Origin of the sequence: Bacillus sp. FSL K6-2839 (assembly GCF_038003365.1) — a bacterium.
Lineage (GTDB): Bacteria > Bacillota > Bacilli > Bacillales > Bacillaceae > Bacillus.
This window is the reverse complement of record NZ_JBBOOZ010000001.1, coordinates 1,944,025-1,964,694: the sequence shown is the minus strand read 5'-3', so window position 1 is coordinate 1,964,694 and position 20,670 is coordinate 1,944,025. Positions and strand designations below refer to the sequence as shown.

General features: G+C 40.9%; 24 protein-coding genes and 1 tRNA gene. 20 read left to right on the top strand and 5 right to left on the bottom strand.

The features are described from left to right. Positions 1-118 precede the first annotated feature (118 nt). From MHH26_RS10015 to pstB (MHH26_RS09990), 6 genes are all read left to right on the top strand, one after another. A complete protein-coding gene (locus MHH26_RS10015; RefSeq protein ID WP_340973322.1) occupies positions 119-2,254 on the top strand; it encodes a peptidoglycan D,D-transpeptidase FtsI family protein in 2,136 nt (711 codons plus the stop codon). 214 nt (positions 2,255-2,468) lie between these two features. Further along, positions 2,469-3,386, top strand: a complete 918-nt coding sequence (locus tag MHH26_RS10010; protein ID WP_034661310.1) for a phosphate ABC transporter substrate-binding protein — start codon at positions 2,469-2,471, stop codon at positions 3,384-3,386. Positions 3,387-3,465: 79 nt separating this feature from the next. Beyond that, positions 3,466-4,392 (top strand): phosphate ABC transporter permease subunit PstC, encoded by a 927-nt coding sequence (pstC, locus tag MHH26_RS10005; protein ID WP_003217329.1) that lies wholly within the window; start codon positions 3,466-3,468, stop codon positions 4,390-4,392. Continuing rightward, a complete protein-coding gene (gene pstA, locus MHH26_RS10000) occupies positions 4,392-5,276 on the top strand; it encodes a phosphate ABC transporter permease PstA (protein ID WP_034661309.1) in 885 nt (294 codons plus the stop codon). Before pstC ends, pstA begins: the two co-directional genes overlap by 1 nt. 23 nt (positions 5,277-5,299) lie before the next feature. Beyond that, positions 5,300-6,112 (top strand): phosphate ABC transporter ATP-binding protein PstB, encoded by an 813-nt coding sequence (gene pstB / locus MHH26_RS09995; protein WP_034661308.1) that lies wholly within the window; start codon positions 5,300-5,302, stop codon positions 6,110-6,112. Between the two features lie 14 nt (positions 6,113-6,126). Then, positions 6,127-6,909, top strand: a complete 783-nt coding sequence (gene pstB / locus MHH26_RS09990) for a phosphate ABC transporter ATP-binding protein PstB (protein WP_034661307.1) — start codon at positions 6,127-6,129, stop codon at positions 6,907-6,909. A 43-nt stretch (positions 6,910-6,952) separates the two neighbouring features. On the opposite strand, the gene MHH26_RS09985 is transcribed toward pstB (MHH26_RS09990), so the two are convergent. Both MHH26_RS09985 and MHH26_RS09980 read right to left on the bottom strand, forming a co-directional pair. Continuing rightward, positions 6,953-7,444: an endolytic transglycosylase MltG gene (locus tag MHH26_RS09985; RefSeq protein ID WP_034661306.1), complete on the bottom strand. Its 492-nt coding sequence runs from the start codon at positions 7,442-7,444 to the stop codon at positions 6,953-6,955. Further along, positions 7,441-7,788 carry a hypothetical protein gene (locus MHH26_RS09980; RefSeq protein ID WP_003217285.1) on the bottom strand — a complete coding sequence of 116 codons (348 nt, stop codon included), beginning with the start codon at positions 7,786-7,788 and terminating at the stop codon, positions 7,441-7,443. Before MHH26_RS09980 ends, MHH26_RS09985 begins: the two co-directional genes overlap by 4 nt. Before the next feature lie 431 nt (positions 7,789-8,219). On the opposite strand from MHH26_RS09980, the gene rpmG reads away from it, so the two are divergent. The 11 genes from rpmG (at position 8,220) to MHH26_RS09925 (ending at position 17,539) form a co-directional block, all read left to right on the top strand. Next, positions 8,220-8,369, top strand: coding sequence for a 50S ribosomal protein L33 (gene rpmG / locus MHH26_RS09975; protein WP_008360061.1), 150 nt, complete (start codon positions 8,220-8,222; stop codon positions 8,367-8,369). A gap of 48 nt (positions 8,370-8,417) precedes the next feature. Next, complete coding sequence (locus MHH26_RS09970; protein ID WP_340973320.1) at positions 8,418-8,978, top strand: 5-formyltetrahydrofolate cyclo-ligase; 561 nt, start codon at positions 8,418-8,420, stop codon at positions 8,976-8,978. A gap of 141 nt (positions 8,979-9,119) precedes the next feature. After that, positions 9,120-9,254, top strand: coding sequence for a hypothetical protein (locus MHH26_RS09965; protein ID WP_258182066.1), 135 nt, complete (start codon positions 9,120-9,122; stop codon positions 9,252-9,254). A gap of 99 nt (positions 9,255-9,353) precedes the next feature. Continuing rightward, on the top strand, positions 9,354-9,527 hold the full coding sequence (locus tag MHH26_RS09960) for a hypothetical protein (protein WP_017367602.1): 174 nt from the start codon (positions 9,354-9,356) through the stop codon (positions 9,525-9,527). An 86-nt stretch (positions 9,528-9,613) separates the two neighbouring features. Continuing rightward, a complete protein-coding gene (locus MHH26_RS09955; RefSeq protein WP_340973319.1) occupies positions 9,614-11,152 on the top strand; it encodes a rhomboid family intramembrane serine protease in 1,539 nt (512 codons plus the stop codon). A gap of 70 nt (positions 11,153-11,222) precedes the next feature. Continuing rightward, on the top strand, positions 11,223-11,426 hold the full coding sequence (locus tag MHH26_RS09950; protein ID WP_008342322.1) for a YqgQ family protein: 204 nt from the start codon (positions 11,223-11,225) through the stop codon (positions 11,424-11,426). Between the two features lie 13 nt (positions 11,427-11,439). Continuing rightward, positions 11,440-12,393: an ROK family glucokinase gene (locus MHH26_RS09945; RefSeq protein WP_340973317.1), complete on the top strand. Its 954-nt coding sequence runs from the start codon at positions 11,440-11,442 to the stop codon at positions 12,391-12,393. 214 nt (positions 12,394-12,607) lie between these two features. After that, entirely contained in the window at positions 12,608-14,527 is a 1,920-nt protein-coding gene (locus MHH26_RS09940; RefSeq protein WP_066030661.1) for an LTA synthase family protein, read from the top strand. Positions 14,528-14,613: 86 nt separating this feature from the next. Beyond that, positions 14,614-15,738: a M14 family metallopeptidase gene (locus MHH26_RS09935; protein ID WP_340973314.1), complete on the top strand. Its 1,125-nt coding sequence runs from the start codon at positions 14,614-14,616 to the stop codon at positions 15,736-15,738. Positions 15,739-15,893: 155 nt separating this feature from the next. Then, on the top strand, positions 15,894-17,147 hold the full coding sequence (locus tag MHH26_RS09930) for an MFS transporter (protein WP_340973313.1): 1,254 nt from the start codon (positions 15,894-15,896) through the stop codon (positions 17,145-17,147). Between the two features lie 77 nt (positions 17,148-17,224). Beyond that, on the top strand, positions 17,225-17,539 hold the full coding sequence (locus MHH26_RS09925) for an MTH1187 family thiamine-binding protein (protein ID WP_034662003.1): 315 nt from the start codon (positions 17,225-17,227) through the stop codon (positions 17,537-17,539). 23 nt (positions 17,540-17,562) lie between these two features. Here the strand turns inward: MHH26_RS09925 and MHH26_RS09920 are convergent, their stop codons facing one another. Then, positions 17,563-17,736 (bottom strand): DUF2759 domain-containing protein, encoded by a 174-nt coding sequence (locus MHH26_RS09920; protein ID WP_003217333.1) that lies wholly within the window; start codon positions 17,734-17,736, stop codon positions 17,563-17,565. 157 nt (positions 17,737-17,893) lie between these two features. Here MHH26_RS09920 and MHH26_RS09915 point away from each other — a divergent pair, with 157 nt between their 5' ends. Continuing rightward, positions 17,894-18,532: an MBL fold metallo-hydrolase gene (locus MHH26_RS09915; RefSeq protein ID WP_095285390.1), complete on the top strand. Its 639-nt coding sequence runs from the start codon at positions 17,894-17,896 to the stop codon at positions 18,530-18,532. Positions 18,533-18,580: 48 nt separating this feature from the next. On the opposite strand, the gene MHH26_RS09910 is transcribed toward MHH26_RS09915, so the two are convergent. Beyond that, on the bottom strand, positions 18,581-18,823 hold the full coding sequence (locus MHH26_RS09910) for a DUF2626 domain-containing protein (protein WP_003217440.1): 243 nt from the start codon (positions 18,821-18,823) through the stop codon (positions 18,581-18,583). A 210-nt stretch (positions 18,824-19,033) separates the two neighbouring features. Between MHH26_RS09910 and MHH26_RS09905 the strand changes: the two genes are divergently transcribed. Continuing rightward, positions 19,034-19,414 carry a Spx/MgsR family RNA polymerase-binding regulatory protein gene (locus MHH26_RS09905; protein ID WP_034661298.1) on the top strand — a complete coding sequence of 127 codons (381 nt, stop codon included), beginning with the start codon at positions 19,034-19,036 and terminating at the stop codon, positions 19,412-19,414. 55 nt (positions 19,415-19,469) lie between these two features. Here MHH26_RS09905 and MHH26_RS09900 read toward each other — a convergent pair. After that, a tRNA-Gln gene (locus MHH26_RS09900) sits at positions 19,470-19,540 on the bottom strand. Positions 19,541-19,638: 98 nt separating this feature from the next. Here MHH26_RS09900 and MHH26_RS09895 point away from each other — a divergent pair. Continuing rightward, on the top strand, positions 19,639-20,511 hold the full coding sequence (locus MHH26_RS09895) for an STAS domain-containing protein (protein WP_340973312.1): 873 nt from the start codon (positions 19,639-19,641) through the stop codon (positions 20,509-20,511). The last annotated feature ends 159 nt before the right edge of the window (positions 20,512-20,670 follow it).

Sequence of the window (20,670 nt, the reverse complement as noted above, 5' to 3'; positions counted from 1 at the left end):
TCTTACCAATGGAACATCAAATTTCTAGATAAATAATAGAAAAACCGCTAAAATGATGATGGCACCTTTTATACACAAAAAGGGGTGCCATTTCTTTCTTGATAGAAAAGGTGATGTGATGAGAAACAAGAAAAACAAAAAAGACGCAAAGGAAGGGCGCAAAACACTTCCACTCCGGCTGAATTTACTATTTTTAGCTGCGTTTATTATTTTTACCGGTGTTGTTGTGAGACTCGGATTTGTACAAATTGTCAATGGAGAAGATTATAAAAAGCAGGCAGAAAAACAAGAAGATGTGAATATCAGCTCATCTGCTCCGCGCGGAAAAATTTACGATCGAAACTATAATACGATTGTCAGCAATAAAGCGCTAAATGCCATTACATATACGAGAACCTCGACAACTTCACAAGAAGAGCGGCTCAAAGTGGCAACAAAATTAGCGGATATGATTCATGTGAGTACGAAAAAAATCACAGATCGTGACAAAAAAGATTTCTGGATCTTAACGCATCCGAATGAAGCGAAAAAGCTTGTTCAAAAGGAATCGGAATTAAAGGGTGACGATAAGGTCTCTGATGATAAACTATATGAGCTTCAACTAAAACGCATCACGGACAAGGAATTAAATCAACTGACGAAAAAAGACTTGCAAGTGCTTGCGATTAAAAGACAAATGGATGCAGGCTATGCACTTACGCCTCAGTTCATTAAAAATGAAGATGTGAAGCCAAGCGAAATTGCTTACGTCTCTGAGCATTTGGACGAGCTGCCAGGTGTGGATGTCACAACAGACTGGTCACGCAGCTATCCGTATAAAGGACTGCTCCGCAGTATGCTCGGCAGTGTGTCCTCAAGTGATGAAGGACTTCCGCAGTCACTTCTTGAACATTATTTATCGCTCGGCTACAGCCGAAATGATCGTGTAGGAAAAAGCTATCTAGAATATCAATATGAAGATGTCCTGCAAGGCCAAAAGGAAAAAGAACAGAGCACAACCGATAAAGAGGGCAATGTGACAAGCTCTAAAGTGCTAACAGAAGGAAAGAGCGGGAAAGACCTTGTGCTCACCATTGATATTCAGCTGCAAAAAGCGGTTGAAAAAATCGTTGAAAAGAATTTGAGAAGTGCGAAACAAAGAGGCGGAACAGAGCTTCTTGATCGCGCGTTTGTTGTCATGATGGACCCGAGAAATGGAGAGGTTCTCTCAGTTGCGGGGAAACAGATTTCAAATAAAAACGGAAAATATAAATTTGATGACTACGCATTAGGAACGATGACATCATCCTATGCGATGGGCTCAGCTGTCAAAGGGGCAACTGTACTGACGGGATATAAAACAGGCGCGCTGCACATTGGAAGTACCCAGTATGATGAACCGCTGTATATCGCGCAGTCACCGCCAAAGAAATCCTATCAAAATATGGGACTTGTTAATGATTTAACGGCACTCGAGCGTTCATCAAACGTGTATATGTTCAAAACAGCGATCGCCATTGGGAAAGGGGAGTATCGTAAGAACCAGCCGCTCCCAATCGATACGAAAGCATTTGATACGTTCCGCTATAATTTCAGTAAATTTGGTCTTGGGGTCAAAACAGGGATTGACCTGCCAAACGAAGCAACGGGCTATCGGGGAACATCTACACAATCTGGTCTCCTGCTTGACTATTCAATTGGACAGTATGATACGTTTACACCGCTGCAAATGGCGCAATACGTTTCAACAGTTGCCAATGGCGGATATCGTTTACGTCCGCAGCTTGTCAAAGAAGTGAGAGAGCCAGATCCGCAGCGCGGCATTGGTGCTGTGACAGAATCCGTCAAACCAGACGTATTGAATAAGCTAGACATGACAAGTGAAGAGATCAAGCGTGTTCAGCAAGGCTTCAAGCTTGTTATGCAGAATCCAAGAGGGACAGCCTATTCGAACTTTGGTAACAAAAAATACAACCCAGCTGGCAAAACAGGGACCGCTCAATCATTCTATGACGGCCCAATTAAAAGTAAACGCGGCACACCGACGTATAACACCACACTTGTTGCGTATGCGCCTGCTGATAATCCAGAGGTGGCCATTTCCGTCGTTGTACCGTGGGTGTATCAAGACTACAACCAGCGCTATCCAATTACAAATGATATCGGTGAACAAGTATTAGACAAGTACTTTGAGCTGAAATCAAAACAGGAAAGCAATGATACACAAGCGAAGAACAAAAATAAAATTGAAAATGAAGCAGAAACAAATGACTAGACCTTTTCTAGGTAAAAACGCTCACTTTTTGTGGGCGTTTTTTTACGTTTTCTTCAAATTTTTCGAGATAAATTGACAAAATGCATAAAAAACATCGCAAGATCTCTACAAAACTTCGACATTTACAAAACCTTAACATTCCATTTAAACGAAATTAATAAAGAACCTTTAATGTATTACTCGTAGGACAAATTATTCAGGGGGTATTCTTGAAATGAAAAAGAACAAATTATGGCTGCTTACTTTCCTTACTATCGCATTGTTAGCATTCGTCACAGCATGCGGAAACAGCAGCTCAAGCGGAGATTCAAAAGACAGTAAAGGAAATGCTTCAAACAAAGATGAGGCATCAGGTTCCATTACCATCTCAGGATCATCTGCGATGCAGCCTTTAGTTCTTGCGGCAGCAGAAAAATTCATGGATAAACATCCAAAAGCCGATATTCAAGTGCAAGCCGGCGGTTCAGGAACTGGACTTTCTCAAGTTTCAGAAGGATCTGTACAAATTGGTAACTCAGATGTATTCGCAGAAGAGAAAGACGGAATCGACGCAAAAGCTTTAACAGACCACAAAGTAGCAGTTGTTGGAATGGCCGCAGCTGTAAACCCTGAAGTGGGTGTCAAAGACATCACAAAGGACGAATTGAAAAAAATCTTCACTGGTAAAATCAAAAACTGGAAAGAGCTTGGCGGGAAAGACCAAAAAATCACTCTTGTGAACAGACCTGACTCTTCAGGAACTCGTGCAACATTTGTGAAGTATGCACTTGATGGTGCAACACCTGCAGAAGGAATCACAGAAGATTCTTCAAACACAGTGAAAAAACTGATTGCAGAAACACCAGGTGCGATTGGATACCTAGCATTCTCTTATTTAACAGATGACAAAATTACACCGCTTAGCATTGATGGTGTGAAACCGGAAGAAAGCAATGTAGAAAGCGGTAAATATACAATTTGGGCTTACGAGCATTCTTATACAAAAGGTGAGCCGGATGGTCTAGCAAAACAATTCTTAGATTACCTCATGAGTGATGAAGTACAAAAAGAAATCGTCAAAGACCAAGGCTACATCTCAGTTTCTAATATGAAAGTAGAAAGAGACGCAACAGGGAAACAAACAGATAAGTAAGAGGTCTTGAATTGCTGATGAAGGAAAAGTGGAGCTTTTCACTTTTCCTTTTATGACATTCATAGGAGTGTAGAAAAAGATGAAGCAGATAGAACATACAGAAGCGAGCGATCGACTGATCAGCTCGAAGAAAAATAGGCAAATGGATGAAGTAAGAGGAAGTATTTTGGTGAGATTCTGCGCATTCTTAATGATTGCTGTATCAATCGCCATTACCATCTTCCTTGGCATTAAGGGTTTACAATCTTTCATCGTAAATGGTGTAAGCCCAATTGAGTTCTTAACCAGTATCAATTGGAACCCAACAGCAGAAAACCCGCAGTACGGTGCATTTCCGTTTATCTTTGGATCAATCGCCGTCACGCTCCTATCGGCACTCATTGCAGCGCCGCTAGGCATCGCAGGCGCCATCTTTATGACAGAAATTGCACCTGCTTGGGGACGTAAAATCCTCCAGCCAGTCATTGAATTGCTTGTAGGGATTCCATCCGTTGTTTACGGATTCATAGGTCTTACAGTATTGGTGCCGTTTATCGGACATTTCAAGTCAAGCGGCTCAGGACATAGCGTGCTAGCAGGAACGATTGTCCTGTCTATTATGATCCTGCCAACCGTTACATCCATTGCGACTGATGCAATGGGTTCACTACCAAAAAGTTTACGTGAGGGATCGTACGCATTAGGCGCAACAAGATGGCAAACGATTAGACGTGTGCTTGTCCCGGCAGCTCTGCCAACATTAATGACAGCGGTCGTGCTCGGCATGGCTAGAGCATTTGGAGAAGCCCTTGCTGTACAGATGGTCATTGGAAACACGCGTAATTTACCAGAGAGCATTATGGATACAGCTGGTACATTAACAACCATTATTACGTTAAACATGGGTCACACAACGTATGGAAGTGTTGAAAACAATACACTTTGGTCAATGGGACTTGTCCTTCTAGTTGTATCATTTATGTTCATACTTATTATTAGATACTTGTCGTCTAGGAGGAAGATTTAATGAATAGCAAAATGACCGATCGTTTTGCCACGTTTGTTTTTGGATTATGTGCTGCCATTATTACGGCGATCCTCGTTGGTTTGTTTTCTTATATCATTTTCAATGGTGCAAAAGAATTAAACTTTGACTTTTTGACCACTCGCTCAAGTGCGATTGGCTCTGGCGGCGGCATCAGGGATCAGCTGTTTAACTCGTTTTATATTTTGTTTATTACGATGCTGATCACAGTCCCGCTTGGCGTCGGCGGGGGAGTGTATATGGCAGAGTATGCACCTCAAAACAAAGTCACAGATTTTATTCGTACATGTATTGAAGTGCTGTCTTCACTTCCGTCTATCGTCATTGGGATGTTTGGTTTACTCATGTTTGTGAATTTAACAGGCTGGGGCTATACGATCATTGGAGGAGCTCTTGCGCTCACTGTGTTTAACCTGCCGGTGATGGTCAGGGTGACAGAAGATGCGCTGCGCTCTGTACCGAAGGATCAAAAGGAAGCATCACTTGCGCTTGGTGTAACGAAGTGGCACACAGTCAAAACGGTCCTTATCCCAGGTGCGCTTCCGTCTATAATCACTGGTGCGATTTTAGCATCAGGAAGAGTCTTTGGTGAGGCGGCTGCCCTTCTTTTTACAGCAGGTCTCTCCACACCGCGCCTTGATTTCACAAACTGGAGTCCTTTTTCTGATACGTCACCGCTGAATGTGTTTAGACCGGCTGAAACATTAGCCGTTCATATATGGAACGTCAATACACAAGGAATCATTCCAGATGCAGAGGCCATTGCAAATGGTGCATCAGCCGTACTTGTGCTTTCAGTCTTATTGTTCAACTTAGCAGCTAGATGGCTTGGTTCATTTATTCATAAAAAGCTTACGTCAAAATAATGTGAGAGAGGTGTGAAGGGGATATGGTTCAAATGCTGGCAGAAAAAAAAGAGATTGCAGCGAAAAAGGCTCCACTTCAAGCGGAACAGATTTTACAGGTGCAGGATTTAAGCATTTATTATGGTGAAAAAAGAGCGGTCAATCACATTTCATTCGAGATTGAGAAGAATGCGATTACCGCATTAATCGGCCCATCTGGCTGCGGGAAGTCTACCTTTTTACGCAGCATTAACCGCATGAACGACTTAATTCCAGGTGCGAGAAGTGAAGGGGCGATCATGTACGAAGGGTTAAATATTTTGGATGACCGCATTAATGTGGTGAATTTAAGAAGAGAAATCGGCATGGTCTTCCAAAAGCCAAATCCATTTCCTAAATCGATCTACAATAACATCACCCATGCGTTAAAGTATGCCGGGGAAAAAAGAAAATCTGTGCTTGATGATGCGGTTGAGGAAAGCTTAACAAAGGCGGCGCTATGGGATGAGGTCAAAGATCGTTTGCACAGATCTGCTTTGTCATTGTCAGGCGGTCAGCAGCAGCGCCTTTGTATTGCACGTACACTTGCGATGAAACCTAGTGTCTTGCTATTAGATGAACCAGCTTCTGCTCTAGACCCTATCTCAAATGCGAAAATTGAAGAGCTATTAGGCGAATTGAAAAATGATTATTCAATCGTCATTGTGACACACAACATGCAGCAAGCGCTCCGTGTATCTGATCGTACGGCCTTTTTCTTAAATGGAGATCTAGTAGAATATGATGCCACAGAACGTATCTTTACACGTCCTGCGCAGCAAAAAACAGAAGACTATATCAATGGTCGATTTGGATAAGGCGGGTGGATTTGATGAATGCAGTAGCAACTGAAACAGCAAAAAAAGAAGTGTTTCGTGTGAATGATATGAACCTTTGGTATGGACAGCATCATGCATTGAAGCATATTGACTTAGCGATTAGAGAGCATGAAGTCACAGCGATTATCGGCCCATCCGGCTGCGGAAAGTCAACGTTTATTAAAACGTTAAATCTTATGGTCAAAACAGTGCCAGGTGTGAAAATCACTGGGGATATGATGTATAAAGATGACAACATTTTAAAAGGCCGTGTCGATTTAGTGGAGCTGCGTAAAAATGTCGGTATGGTGTTTCAAAAAGGGAATCCATTCCCTCAGTCAATTTTTGATAATGTCGTATACGGACCAAGAATTCACGGAGTTAAGAGCAAGCAGCAATTGAAAGAAATCGCTGAAAAAGCGCTTCGAGATGTTGCCCTATGGGATGAAGTGAAAGATCGATTAAGTGCTCCCGCTCTAGGCCTTTCTGGCGGTCAGCAGCAGCGTCTTTGTATCGCAAGAGCCATTGCCACAAGCCCAGACATCTTATTAATGGATGAACCAACATCAGCGCTTGATCCTGTCTCAACATTAAAGATTGAAGAATTGATTATGAAATTGAAAGAGAAATATACAATTGCCATTGTGACGCATAACATGCAGCAAGCGGCTAGGGTATCAGACCGAACGGCATTCTTCTTAATGGGGGAGCTTGTTGAGGTTAATGATACGAATGTGATGTTTTCTGAGCCAAACGATCAAAGAACGAATGATTATATATCTGGTCGATTTGGATAATAAAAACCCCCTGGAGGTCAGTGCCGCCAGGGGGTTTTTATTGTTATTTTGTTAAGGCTTTGACGATTTGTTTGAACGTCATCCCTGTTTTTAAATTGAACTTGCCTGCACGAATTTCTTTATGGTAGCCGGCGTCAATCACGTAATCATTAAAATCTTTAGACGAGTTGATGATGCCGTCCTTTTCCAGCATGTCTGAAACATCACTTGTACTCATACCGTTTTTAATCACGAATTTGATCGATTTGCCTTTAGGCTTTTGTTTATCACTCTTAGAATCGCCGTCTTCATTTGCCTTCAGCGCTTTTTCTTTATAGTCAAGAAGCTGCTGGTACGTTTCACGGCTGACAGTGACTTCTTTTTTGGAGTCTAAATAGTTTTTCACGTCAGTGTCTGTTACTTTCTGTGCGAGGGTTTCTTTTGTTGTTGTATCAGCTGCTGCCTCGTCTTTCCCAGTGAGAAAAAAGACAATCGCAAGAACCCCAGTTGCAAGAATCATACCTGCTGCAAACGTTTGGATGCTTTTTTTCGTCATACAAGCACCCTCTCGTTGTCTTTAATGATCATGTTGACATCTTCTACAGATACATGCTCAGCGCGCGCAATGGCCTCAGGAGACATGCCATTTTGGTGCTTTGAAATGATCTGTCTTGCGATGGATGGATCAATTTCTGAATGCTTGCGAACGACGATGTTTGTTTCAAGTAATTCTTCTTCAAGCACTTTCATTTTCTTTTTCAGTTTATAGATTTCTTGCATTGCAGATAGTTGAAGTGTTTCAAGTTCCTGCTCGACTTCTTTAATCGGCTCTCTTTGAAAATATGAGAATGCGATCAGTACAATACTGACAACAAGCAATCCGATAATTGCAATTTCCATGTTTCATCACCTTTTATTCATATTTTAATGCTGAAAGCCATAAAAGGCTTTCAAGATTGTTTCAGACAGTTTTCGACCCTTCTTTTTTATACCATAAAAAAGCTAGTTTCAAAAGGAATTGCTGAAGAAAATCACCTTTTTTTCATCTTTTTTCTTTTTATATGTAAAACGAGTATGAAAACCTTGCTCGCTGTCAAAATAAAAGAGAGCGGCGGGGAGAAGAGGGGGTCTCATGTATACAGTACGACAAAGGATAAGGTTTTATAGGGGAGCAGACGATTTTTCATGACATGACCGTGCGATATGTAAGAGAACACGGACGGAATGCACTCAAAATGAAATTGGTGAAAAAACATTCTAGCATTCCTAAGCTAGAAGTGGTATTATAGTTAGGTCTGAATGTGAATTGATTTTAGTTTGGAGGGAAAAATATGCGCGTAAATATTACTCTAGCTTGCACTGAATGCGGTGAGCGTAACTATATTACTAAAAAGAATAAGCGAAACAATCCAGATCGCGTTGAATTCAAAAAGTATTGCTCACGTGATAAAAAACAAACTTTACATCGTGAAACAAAGTAAGCAGCAGGGAATTTTCCTGCTGTTTTTTTATGATGGGAGATGATCTGTATGAAAAAGGAGCTTCGCCTTCAAACATTAGCCAAGCTGGATCAGATAAGCGCTGAAGAGTTTGAGCGCAGCACCGCTTTACTTCATGAGCACTTATTGCAGCTGCCGGCATGGAAACAGGCGAAAACGATCGCTTTGACAATGTCTAGAGGAAAAGAGATACCGACAATGCCTCTGATTGAAAAAGCGTGGGAAGAAGGAAAAACAGTATGTATACCCACCTGTTTTCCGGAAACAAAAGAGATGATGTTTTATGAATATACACCCGAAACAAAGATGACATCCAGCTACTTTGGGCTATTGGAGCCAGACCCACGGGCGTCGGCAGCTGTACATAAAGAAGCCATTGATTTAATCATTGTGCCTGGGGTATGCTTCGATCAAAAAGGCTACCGGATTGGATTTGGTGGCGGCTATTATGACCGCTACTTAGCTGACTACCACGGCGTAACCATTGGCCTTTGTCTGTCGTTACAGCAAATCGAGCATGTGCCGGCTGAAGCACACGACATACCGGTGTCTATGATTGTCAGTGAAAAAGGTACGTTATATCAAAAGTAAAAGTCCGCTGATTGTCCAAAGAACGGGCTTTTTGTGTTGAGATCGTTTCATCAGAGTTGCAGGTACGGTAGGGTGAAACGCAATATGATTTCACATTGATTAAAAACCAGCATGTAATGGCATTTTGCTAGGAGGTCCGTTTTGAAAAAATTTCGTGGAAAGAAAAGATACTTCCGTAATATGTGGGAGGAAGTGAATAATGACGTTTCTTATGATCAATCAGAGTGTGAAGAGGTCTATTATATTCAATCAAAAGAACAAGGGATTAGATTGTGAAAGCCGCTAATGAAAAGAACCATTGAAAGTGATAAAAATGATCGTTCATGCATAAACAAATCCTATTTAAGCCACGATACGAACATAGGAGGGAATATGATGAATAAAATGATTTGGAGCATTGTGTTCACATTGTTTGCATTCGTTCTCGTGCAAAATCGTTATCGGCTGATGAATTTGATCTTAGGTCAAAATCAAGTGCGTCACTTTTTTATTAAGTGGCTGATGAAAATCCCATATTTTCGGACGAAATTTATTCGCCAAGCATTCTAATCCCGCAGAAGCCGGGATTTTTTTGTTCAGAAATGCGGATAAGAACGATTCTTGTTATAATAATGTAAAAAATGGAGCGCGAATGAATGAATGTCATAGATAGTCTATTTTGGCGAGTTGTTGATGAATTAAGACAAAAAGGGTACGAGATGATTCAAAGTCCGTATCCAGAAGATGAAATATTTTTTGAAGCACCACGAAACTCAGGGTATGATTTCATCCGTCTATATAGAAAAGATGTGAATTTTAGACAGGAGATCGTTCGAGATATCGAAGAGCAGACGTATCGGATGAATCAGCTGAGAGAGGCGATGCGTAAACGGTCTCTTCATCTCTTGCAGCTCCAATTTACAGCTGACAATCCTGTAGATGATTGGGAAGACTTAAACGGTCAGCCGCAAAAAAAACAAAAGGTGACGGTTACACCTGTATTACTGAATGAAGACACTCTTCAACACGACGTAAACGAGCTGCAAAAATGGCTCAACACCTCGCTGACAGTGGATGTAGAAGAGGCGAAGAGAGACACAGCTGAAGATGTCATGCGGCTTAAAGTGAACGTACTTCAGGCATTTGATGATCAGGAAAAGCAGCGTGAACGAGAACGGGCCGTTTTTCAAAATGGCAGACCGATTTTCACCTACTTGCTCATCGCTGTTCAAGTGGTGATGTTTCTTTTGCTTGAACTATCTGGCGGAAGTACCAATACGGCAACTTTAACAGCGTTTGGTGCTAAAAATAATGGGCTGATCTTAGATGGAGAATGGTGGCGCCTGATTACACCAATGTTTTTGCACATTGGCTTGACGCACTTACTCTTTAATACATTTGCTCTTTGGTCTGTCGGAGCGGCTGTTGAGAGAATTTATGGCTCATGGAGATTTTTGCTCATCTATTTCATTTCCGGCATTTTTGGCTCCATTGCGAGCTTTGTCTTTAATACGGCCATCGCAGCCGGTGCATCAGGTGCGATCTTTGGCTGCTTAGGTGCGCTATTATATTTAGCAATTTCTAACCGCAAGCTATTCTTTCGAACGATGGGGACAAATATTATTGTGATCATCCTGATCAATTTAGGGATAGGCTTCACCGTATCAGGTATTGATAACGCAGGGCACCTTGGCGGTCTGGTTGGCGGTTTTTTAGCCGCTTTAGCTGTCCGGCTCCCTAAACAGGTGCAGCCTGTCAAAATGTTTGTTGCTAGTGCTGTTCTGCTGTTGATTGGCGGTTTTGGACTGTATACAGGGTTTCATTCAGACGATCAAAAGGAAGCGGCGGCAGTAAGTGAGGCAGCAAGTCTATTTGATGAGAAGAACTATAACGAAGCAAGTAAACGATTAGAGGAATATGTACACCAAAAGGATGCATCAGCTGATGCTCTCCATATATATGCACTATCGGAAGCGCAGCTCGGCCACCTTGACAAAGCGATTGAATTTTTACAAAAGTCGCTTAAAAAAGATCCTGATGATCCAAATAAACTGTATCATTTATCGTTGTTGTACGTAGAAAAAGGAGAGACAGCGAAAGCGGAGGATCTAATCGAGAAAGGGTTAGACCAAGATCCAAAAAATGATCAATTTTTAAAACTGAAACAATATATTGAAAGCACGCAAACACATTGAATGACTTGACTGAAAGCGCATTTATGAATACGCTTATCCTATCTGTTGATGAGAAGAAATGGTGGAAATAATGAAAACGTTATATGATGTACAGCAGCTGCTCATGAGATTTGGAAATTATGTGTATTTCGGAGATCGTGAAGTGGAATTAGAATTTATGGCAGATGAACTGAAGGAAATGTATACATCGGGCATTATTGACCGGACCGAATGGTCAAACGCAATGACTATTCTTCAAATGGAACTAGCCAAATTAAATCGAAAAACAATGTGAAGGTGGAGGGCATATGACAGGGGATTGGTTTGTAGGAGTTGATCTTGGCGGTACGACAATTAAGCTTGCGTTCATTAATCTATATGGTGAAATTCAGCATAAGTGGGAGATTCCTACGGATAAATCAGGGCAGACGATCACAGTCGATATTGCCAAATCAATTGACCACAAACTGGTCGAAATCAGTATGCCAAAATCAGCGCTTATTGGGATTGGAATGGGTGCACCTGGGCCTGTAGATAAAGTATCTGGGATTGTCTATAAAACAACGAATCTCGGCTGGACAAACTATCCACTCAAAGATCACCTGGAGGCAGAGACAGGACTTCCATCTGTCATAGAAAATGATGCGAATATTGCTGCACTCGGTGAAATGTGGAAGGGTGCAGGAGATGGCGCAAAAAATATCCTGATGGTCACACTTGGCACGGGTGTTGGCGGCGGTATTATTGTAAATGGTGAAGTTGTTCAAGGTGAGACAGGGGCTGGCGGAGAAATTGGCCATATTTGTGCCGTTCCATTCCAAGGAGCACCGTGCAACTGCGGAAGAACAGGCTGTATTGAAACCATTGCATCTGCGACTGGCATCGTTCGGCTTGCAAAGGATAAATTAGAAAGGGAGCAGCATACATCTTCACTTGGCACGCTCACTTCGCTGTCTGCAAAGGATGTGTTTAGGGCCGCTGAATGTGGAGATGATCTTGCCATGCGTGTCGTAGAAGAAGTGACGACTCATCTTGGACTTGTCTTAGCGAATCTTGCCAGTGCGTTAAACCCAACAAAAATCGTGATTGGCGGCGGTGTTTCAAAAGCAGGGGAGCTTCTTCGCAGTAAAGTAGAGCACGTTGTTAAACATCACGCATTTCCGCCTTGCGCTGATGATGTCGAAGTCGTGATTGCTTCACTCGGAAACGATGCAGGAGTCATCGGTGGTGCATGGATGGCAAAAAACAAATGGCTGTCTTAAACAAAAAAGTCATCATGATGTCATTTTTATTAAAAAAAGCGATAGATGGGCATGAAATGAAATGTTTAGCATATTCATAAGTTTGTCATGAGGAAAAAGACATTGATTTTCCAGCACATACAGGATAAGATATAGTTTAGTTATTTTTGAAGAAGCACCAATAATTAGGGTATTCCCTAACTTGAGTGCATGCTTAGAGCATAAGGAGGTTACAATGCGAAAGAAAAGATTAAAGGCGATTTCATTTTTACTGATTGCGACATTGTTAATGTGGGTCAAAACCTATGTTATCTATAAATCTAGCTTTAATATTAAAATAGAAAATTTCATGCAGGAGTTTATCCTGTTTATTAATCCGCTTAGCTTTCTCTTGTTTATCTTCGGTATCGGTTTATTTATGAAAGAAAAAAATCGCAATCGATATATCATCGTGATGAGCTTTATCCTGACATTCATTTTGTTAGCTAACATTGTGTTTTATCGATTCTATAGTGACTTTCTAACCATCCCCGTCCTATTTCAAACAAACAATATGGGTGACCTCGGGTCAAGTATTACCTCTTTAATTGAACCAGTCGATTTTCTGATGTTCGTTGATATTATGATTTTAATGTGGCTCTATAAAAAGCAGCCTTCCTTTAGAACGGATGTCACCATTTCACGAAAAGAACGAGCAGCTTATTATTTATTTGTGGCAGCCACTTTCTTCTTTAACCTTGGTTTGGCTGAAACAGAAAGACCAGAACTGCTCACTCGCTCATTTGACCGTGAGATGCTGGTGAAAAATATTAGCTTATATAATTTCCATATTTATGATGGAGTGTTGCAATCGAAGCAGTCTGCTCAACGAGCCCTTGCCGACAGCAATAGCTTAACGGAAATTGAAAACTATGTAAGCGCAAATCAAACCGACCGTAATGAAAAAACGTTTGGTCAAGCGAAAGGGCGAAATGTCATTCTTGTCTCCCTAGAGTCTACTCAGAGCTTTGTGGTCAATGAAAAATTAAATGGGAAAGAAATTACCCCATTTTTAAACAAACTAATCAAGAAAAGCTACAACTTTACTAATTTCTATCATCAAACAGGTCAAGGGAAAACATCGGACTCAGAGTTTATTGTTGATAACTCTCTCTATCCACTTGGAAGAGGGGCTGTGTTCTTCACAAACCCAAGCAATGAGTATACAGCCACACCTGAGTTGTTAAAGGATGAGGGGTATCACTCTTCTGTTATTCATGCGAATAACAAAAGTTTCTGGAATCGTGACCTGATCTACGATAGCTTTGGCTACGATAAGTTTTTTGATATTAAATCATTTGATGTGAATGAAGAGAACTCAGTTGGCTGGGGCTTGAAAGATGGTCCGTTCTTTGAACAGTCAGCGGAATTGATGAAATCGATCCCGCAGCCTTTCTATACGAGATTGATTACATTAACGAATCACTTTCCATTTGATCTAGATGAAGAAGATAAGCTCATTGATGAATATGATTCTAAGAGCAAAACGTTAAACAAGTTCTTTCCTACAGTGCGTTATCAAGATGAGGCGCTGAAGATTTTCTTTGAAAAGATGAAGGAAACAGGTTTGTACGAAAATTCCATCTTTGTTTTATATGGGGATCACTATGGAATTTCAGAAAACCATAACGAAGCAATGGGACAATTTTTAAATAAAGAGATTACGCCATTTGAAGAAGTGCAGCTTCAAAAAGTCCCGTTTGTTGTACACATTCCAGGGATCACAGATCAACATCCAAAAGAAATTGACACGGTAGGCGGTCAAGTCGATATCCGTCCAACTATACTCAATCTTTTAGGAATTGATACAAGTAAACAGATTCAATTTGGTCATGATCTTTTATCAAAAGATAAGAATGACTTTACCGTGCTTCGTGATGGCAGCTTTATTACGAAGGACAGTGTTTTCACAGATGGAGTTTGCTACAATAAAGAAACGGGTGAGCCAAGAGAAGATGAGACCGTTTGTCAGTCTTATGAAGAGAAGGCAAAGCAAGAGCTCCAATTCTCTGATCAAATCATCTACGGTGATCTCCTTAGATTTTATGACCGGAACAGCCCGGACCATTCTCCATCCAAAAAAGAAGATGAAACGAAGCTGAAAAAGGCGTCCTAACATATGAGAAAACCTCTGCTATTTTTAGATGCAGAGGTTTTCTTTTTTTGTCTGCCGGCTCATATAGTATGAGAGGAGGGATGTAAATGAAGACAACGTCATTTGGGAAAATTGAATGGCAGCTGGATGAAGCGGGAAAGGATAATGTGGCAAAGCAGTTAGGGATAGGGAATGCGGCTTTTCATTTATCCAATCAAACAAGCACTGATCACCTTCTTTTACCGGGATATAGACTTCCGGAAGGCATCCATTCATTTTCTTCCATAGGTGAGCTGCAGAAATTTATTGCGCCTTACAGGCTGCAGCAATCCGATGATTGGATCAATGGAACCTTTGAATATGATAGTGCTCAATTAGAAGAAGAGCTGAGCCGCTTGAAAGCCGCATTTCCTTTTCTTCAAATCAGCATAATAGGTCATTCAGTGCTTGATACACCTATTTATGAAATCCGAACAGAGCCTGTTCAGCATTTACATTCTATTCATTTGAATGCCTCTTTTCATGCAAATGAATGGATCACGACGTCTGTTTTAATAAAATGGCTGAAATCGCTGTGTTTAGCCGCATCTGACCCGGTGCAAGCAAGACATCATGAAGCCGTTCATATTCTGCGAACCACAGCTCTCTCCATCGTGCCAATGGTGAATCCAGATGGCGTAGACCTCGTACGGAATGGACCTGAGTCGCTAGGTCTCAGAAGTGAAGAATTCACACCGCTACATGGTAGATATGCTGATTATCAGGAGTGGAAAGCAAATATTCGAGGGGTGGATTTGAACAATCAATTTCCAGCTTATTGGGAGATCGAATACTACCGTCATCAGCCTAAGGCACCGTCCAATCGGGGTTTTCCAGGGCGCGAGCCGCTAACAGAACCAGAAGCGAAAGCGATGGCAAATCTAGCGTTACGAAAACGCTTTGACCGGCTGATCGCTCTCCATACACAAGGAGAAGAGATATACTGGGGCTTTCTTGGCCACGAACCTGCCATCTCAAAAGAAACGGTCAAACGATTCGAGCAAGTAAGCGGCTATAAACCGGTTCAATATCTTGACAGCTATGCAGGCTATCGCGATTGGTTTATTTATCAATTTCACAATGAGGGCTATACAGTCGAGCTTGGATTAGGAAAAAATCCTCTTTCCATGAATCAATTTGATTCCATCTATGAGAAAACAAAGCGGCTGTTATGGGAAGCATGTAAGTGTTAAAAAGCACCTGTCAGGTGCTTTTTACATTTGAATATGAAGCAATTTCTTATTGTCAATAAAAATAATGTTAGAGCAATTGACGAAGGCCGCCTTGTGAGCTATTGTGAAAAGTACGGATGTAAAAAAAAGGATATGTTTTAGGGAGATGTCGATCATTGAGTGCTCAAAGCCTGTGGAAAAGGAATTTCACTTACTTATTTATTTCTAAAATGTGCAAAATAACAGCTGATAGTTTATCTTTCAACACCATCTTGTGGCTTTTAGTACTAGGCGGGAAAGGGGCAATTGGAACAGCTTTTTTTATTGCGGTCAGCTTTGTTCCGCAAGCCATTGTTGGGCCGCTGATTACCCCAATGATGAAGCCGCATCAATTGAAATTTTGGATGTGTTTTGCTGATTTAACAAGAGGAGCGATAATCCTTGTGATCGTGGTCAGTTACTTTTATGATTTCACGCCATTAGCACTTGTGATTGGCTGTATGCTGCTTCATTCGGCGACTGGTGGCTCCTACGAACCGGCGTCCGTATCAATTATTCCAAAGCTTGTCCATGAGGACCTCATACAAAAAGCGAATGCAACCATCCAATCAGCAAGTCATGTGGTCAGGCTTGTGACGGTAACGATTTGTGGTGTCATGATTGCATTTGTAGGGGTAGGATATACAATGCTTGTGATCATTCCTCTTTATCTCTTGTCCGCTTTATTGGTATTAATCATTACATATGAAACAGAAGTCATCATCGATAAAGCCAAAAAAGGGTTATCATACGGCAAAAGATTAATTCGGGGATTTTCACTTGTTAAAAGGCATCATATTTTGTTTCCATTGGCGATTTTTTGTGTCTGTTCAAACTTCGCTGCAGCACCATGGGAAGCATTGTCTGTTATTTATTTAACAGAGGATTTACATAGTGGACCAGTTATCTATTCATTTATTAAAGTCACAACGGCACTAGGTGCCTTCTTGATGGGGTTTGTTTTGACAAAGGTAAAAGTGAACCGGTATGGGCTGCTGTTTATAGGTGCCGGGATCGTTGATGGAATCTCGTTCTTCATCACAGGCATGAACGCATTTTTACCACTTGTGTTTATATCAGCCTTTGCTTTAGGGGCTGCCATTAGTGCAGTCAACGTGCCTGAACATACAATGATTCAATTGTCAGTAAAAGCAGAGGATCAGCCGCAAGTGTATGCGATTATCAACATGATCTCCTTCTTCATGATTCCGTTAGGCGCTCTCATTGGCGGCTATATGGCGACACTATTTGGGTCTGGGTATGTCATTGCGGCTGGTGGCATCATTGAAGCTGTGTCAGGGATATGCCTGCTTCTATTCACAAAGATTGGGAAGGTAGAGAGGGCGGATTTGACGATAGAACGAGACAAAACTTCTTTAAATGCAACGTGAGCATGGCATGATTGATTGTGAATAGGTTACAATGAGGACGAGAAAACATGAGGTTTCAATGGAAAGGGGCAAGAAATATGGCCATAGCAGATGTGACCATCATTCCAATAGGTACTGAAACACCAAGTGTCAGTGCTTATGTAGCAGATGTACAAAGAATTTTAGAAGGCTTTCAAAAAGAAGGGAAAATTAATTATCAATTAACACCAATGAATACGTTAATTGAAGGTGAATTATCTGTTTTATTTGAAGTCATTCAGCGCATTCATGAAGCACCTTTTGAAAAGGGATTGCACCGCGTAGCCACCAATATCCGCATTGATGACAGGCGGGATCAAACCACAACGCTTACAAGTAAAATAGAAAGCGTGAATAAGCACTTGAATCAATAAAAAAAGCCTGCTATTGCAGGCTTTTAATGTGCGGTTGGATAACCGCTATAGATGATGGTCATGACAGTAAACCATCCAAAAACCAAAAATGTCGCGCCAGCAAAAGCGATGGCAAGTACGTTCACTTTTTTAAGTGAGCGATAGATCCCGAGTGCAGCTAAAATCGTGACTAGACCAAAAATAATGACGAGCATCATGTGAAAGTCCCCCTTTGTCATCAATCCCCTTGATTTCCTTTCTTTTCATTTTAACCGTTTTTATAAAGCTTGTCGAGTAGATTCCAGTTGACGATTGTTTGAATTTTTATTGTGTAGCCTTCATAATAAAAAAGAATGAATAAAGTAGGTGATGAAAATGAATTGGAGAAGAATGCCACTAGGCTATGTACAAGCGAATGCGTATATTTGGAAAAATGAGCACGGAGAATGCTTAATCTTTGATCCAGGCGGTGAAGCACAAAAGCTGATTTCCTATATAAAAGAAAAACAGCTCACACCGCTTGCTGTCTTACTGACACATGCTCATTTTGATCATATCGGTGCGGCAGATGAGGTGCGTGCAGAGTGGGGAGTGCCACTCTATGTACACGAGAATGAAAAGGAATGGCTGACGAACGCTGAATTAAACGGTTCAGCTCGATTGATTGGGAATGGAATTACGGTCAAAGAAGCAGAAAAATTAATTACGTCAGAAGGAACTCTTCAAATTGGATCGTTTACATTAGAGATGTTCCATACACCTGGGCATTCACCAGGCAGTGTGTCTTACTATTCGGCGGAAGAAGGATTTGTGATTTCTGGTGACACGTTATTCGAAGGTGGCATCGGGAGAACAGATTTAGTAGGGGGCAGTCAAGAAGTGCTGCTTCAATCGATTCATAACAAATTGTTGTCATTACCAGAATCAACTCTTATTTTAAGTGGACATGGCGGTGAAACCACTGTACTCACAGAGCAGGAGCAAAATCCGTTTATCAATGGTTTTTCTCTTTAAACACAGGTATGAAAAAAGCATCTCTTTTTAAAGAGACGCTTTTTTCAATTAATGTCCGGTACCGGGAACCATGATGAAGATCGAATAATATGTAAATCCGGCAAAGAAAATCGTCAAGTACGCTCCGAAAATGTAAATATACATTCTTTCGGATAAATTCAAGTAGGATAAAAATACAAAAAGAACGGTTTGACCGAAGAACAGCAGCGATGCATCTTTCATATGCCCTAAATAGAACATGACAGCAAAAATACCCGTCCAAAAGCCAAGCACGCGGAACATGCGATTCATTTCTTTCCCTCCCCTTAAAAAAACCCCTTTGATTCATATTATAGCTGATCACCACTTGTTATGTAAACATTTACATTTTTGACAACGTGTGAACATTTATTTTACAAGCAGAAAAATTTTTGAAAAAGTGATCAAAACGTGTTTATGCCGAAATACATGAGGGTACTTACTCCATAAGAGAAAAGGTTAATGACCTAAGGAGGAAGACTAATGAGTGACATTACTTTTTATTCATACCCGAGCTGCACGTCTTGCCGCAAAACAAAACATTGGCTAAAGGCGAATCAAATTGATTTTAAAGAGCGTCACCTTTTCAGAGAAACGCCAACCCTAGATGAATTAAAAAAGATTCTTTCCTTAACAACAGAAGGAATGGATGAAATTTTAGCCACACGAAGCCAGGCTTTTAAAAGCTTAAATTTAAATATTAATGATTTAAAAGTAAACGAGGTTCTTCAGCTTCTCATTGAAAAACCAAAACTGCTCCGGAGACCAATTATCCTTGATGGAAATAAATTGGTAGTAGGCTATAATCCCGGAGAACTCATGAAAATATCAAAAAAGAAAGCGATTCATCAATCGGTTTCCTAATAAAAAACGAAGATCAGCTGAAACATTCTTCAGCCGTCTTCGTTTTTGTGCTGAACTGGGCTAGCTGGGTTCGAACCAACGATCACGGAGTCAAAGTCCATTGCCTTACCACTTGGCTATAGCCCAATATCAAACGTGTAATGATATTGTTCACCATCTGCGGTCATTTATACATAAAAGTTGTATGTCACTAGTTTTAAGTGAAAAAGGAGCGGAAGAAGTAAATGAAAAATGAAAAATCTAAGCAATTATATGAATTTATCCTAAAAGAAGCCCCTATCATGACCGAAGAATGGCTGAAAACAAGAACAGAAGAAGGCTCATTATATTCCAAACATGCTTCAGAGGAAACGGAAATGAAGCTGAAGGAACAGAACACAGCGTTTATTCAAACCATTGCAGCAACGCTTGTGACGCTGTCAGACAAAGTAGAAAATCATTTAAAAAAATGGTCTGTTGATATTGCACGTGATCGAGCCGTTCATGAGGTGCCTTTATATGAAATCATTGGACAATTTAAGATATTCCGTCAGATTTTCTGTTCGAGAATCGAGAAATTCATACTAGAAACAGAGCTTGAAGTGACGCTCCAAGATGTGTGCGGGTGGAATCAGCATTTTCATTCCACGTTTGATAATATGATCGAGCGTTTATCAGAAGAATACGACCGTGTGACACTGAGTCAGCTAAATGCACAAAGAGAGATGATTCAGGAACTGAGTGCTCCTGTTATTCCAGTTTCAAAGGAAATTGGGGTTTTGCCGCTCATCGGAGAGATTGATACGTATCGGGCCAAAATTATTCTAGAATCCGTACTAGAACAGGCTTCAAGACTGCGTCTAACGCATTTGTTTATTGATATATCAGGCGTACCGGTCGTTGATACGATGGTTGCTTATCAGCTCTTTAAAGTGGTGGATAGTGCGAAGCTTCTAGGAATCGAGACGATTATTTCAGGCATCCGCCCAGAAATTGCTCAAACCGTCGTGAAATTGGGCATTGATTTCTCAAAAGTAAATACTGAACACAGCCTTGCAAAAGCTTTAGAAAAAAGAGGATTTCGTATTTTTGAAGAACAGCCGCAAGAAGCAACATGACCAAAAAACCTGCACTTGTAAAAGTCAGGTTTTTTTATATGCTCTTTTTTAAAAAACCACGTTTTCCATCGCAAGCTGATGATTTTTTCGCATGATTAGTCGTTAAAATGATAAAATGCTCTTTTGTCAGACAGGTTCCTCCAACTTACAATATGGTCA

What these genes read in the sequence shown, in the direction of transcription:
- MHH26_RS09955 (WP_340973319.1), top strand. Translation starts at nt 9,614, where the DNA reads ATGAATGTCATAGATAGTCTATTTTGGCGAGTTGTTGATGAATTAAGA.
- MHH26_RS09945 (WP_340973317.1), top strand. Translation starts at nt 11,440, where the DNA reads ATGACAGGGGATTGGTTTGTAGGAGTTGATCTTGGCGGTACGACAATT.
- MHH26_RS09925 (WP_034662003.1), top strand. Translation starts at nt 17,225, where the DNA reads ATGGCCATAGCAGATGTGACCATCATTCCAATAGGTACTGAAACACCA.
- pstB (WP_034661307.1), top strand. Translation starts at nt 6,127, where the DNA reads ATGAATGCAGTAGCAACTGAAACAGCAAAAAAAGAAGTGTTTCGTGTG.
- MHH26_RS10010 (WP_034661310.1), top strand. Translation starts at nt 2,469, where the DNA reads ATGAAAAAGAACAAATTATGGCTGCTTACTTTCCTTACTATCGCATTG.
- pstB (WP_034661308.1), top strand. Translation starts at nt 5,300, where the DNA reads ATGGTTCAAATGCTGGCAGAAAAAAAAGAGATTGCAGCGAAAAAGGCT.
- MHH26_RS09940 (WP_066030661.1), top strand. Translation starts at nt 12,608, where the DNA reads ATGCGAAAGAAAAGATTAAAGGCGATTTCATTTTTACTGATTGCGACA.
- MHH26_RS09980 (WP_003217285.1), bottom strand. Translation starts at nt 7,788, where the DNA reads ATGGAAATTGCAATTATCGGATTGCTTGTTGTCAGTATTGTACTGATC.
- MHH26_RS09905 (WP_034661298.1), top strand. Translation starts at nt 19,034, where the DNA reads ATGAGTGACATTACTTTTTATTCATACCCGAGCTGCACGTCTTGCCGC.
- MHH26_RS09915 (WP_095285390.1), top strand. Translation starts at nt 17,894, where the DNA reads ATGAATTGGAGAAGAATGCCACTAGGCTATGTACAAGCGAATGCGTAT.
- MHH26_RS09935 (WP_340973314.1), top strand. Translation starts at nt 14,614, where the DNA reads ATGAAGACAACGTCATTTGGGAAAATTGAATGGCAGCTGGATGAAGCG.
- pstA (WP_034661309.1), top strand. Translation starts at nt 4,392, where the DNA reads ATGAATAGCAAAATGACCGATCGTTTTGCCACGTTTGTTTTTGGATTA.
- MHH26_RS09950 (WP_008342322.1), top strand. Translation starts at nt 11,223, where the DNA reads ATGAAAACGTTATATGATGTACAGCAGCTGCTCATGAGATTTGGAAAT.
- MHH26_RS09895 (WP_340973312.1), top strand. Translation starts at nt 19,639, where the DNA reads ATGAAAAATGAAAAATCTAAGCAATTATATGAATTTATCCTAAAAGAA.
- pstC (WP_003217329.1), top strand. Translation starts at nt 3,466, where the DNA reads ATGAAGCAGATAGAACATACAGAAGCGAGCGATCGACTGATCAGCTCG.
- MHH26_RS09970 (WP_340973320.1), top strand. Translation starts at nt 8,418, where the DNA reads ATGAAAAAGGAGCTTCGCCTTCAAACATTAGCCAAGCTGGATCAGATA.
- MHH26_RS09960 (WP_017367602.1), top strand. Translation starts at nt 9,354, where the DNA reads ATGAATAAAATGATTTGGAGCATTGTGTTCACATTGTTTGCATTCGTT.
- MHH26_RS09985 (WP_034661306.1), bottom strand. Translation starts at nt 7,444, where the DNA reads ATGACGAAAAAAAGCATCCAAACGTTTGCAGCAGGTATGATTCTTGCA.
- MHH26_RS09920 (WP_003217333.1), bottom strand. Translation starts at nt 17,736, where the DNA reads ATGATGCTCGTCATTATTTTTGGTCTAGTCACGATTTTAGCTGCACTC.
- MHH26_RS09910 (WP_003217440.1), bottom strand. Translation starts at nt 18,823, where the DNA reads ATGAATCGCATGTTCCGCGTGCTTGGCTTTTGGACGGGTATTTTTGCT.
- MHH26_RS10015 (WP_340973322.1), top strand. Translation starts at nt 119, where the DNA reads ATGAGAAACAAGAAAAACAAAAAAGACGCAAAGGAAGGGCGCAAAACA.
- rpmG (WP_008360061.1), top strand. Translation starts at nt 8,220, where the DNA reads ATGCGCGTAAATATTACTCTAGCTTGCACTGAATGCGGTGAGCGTAAC.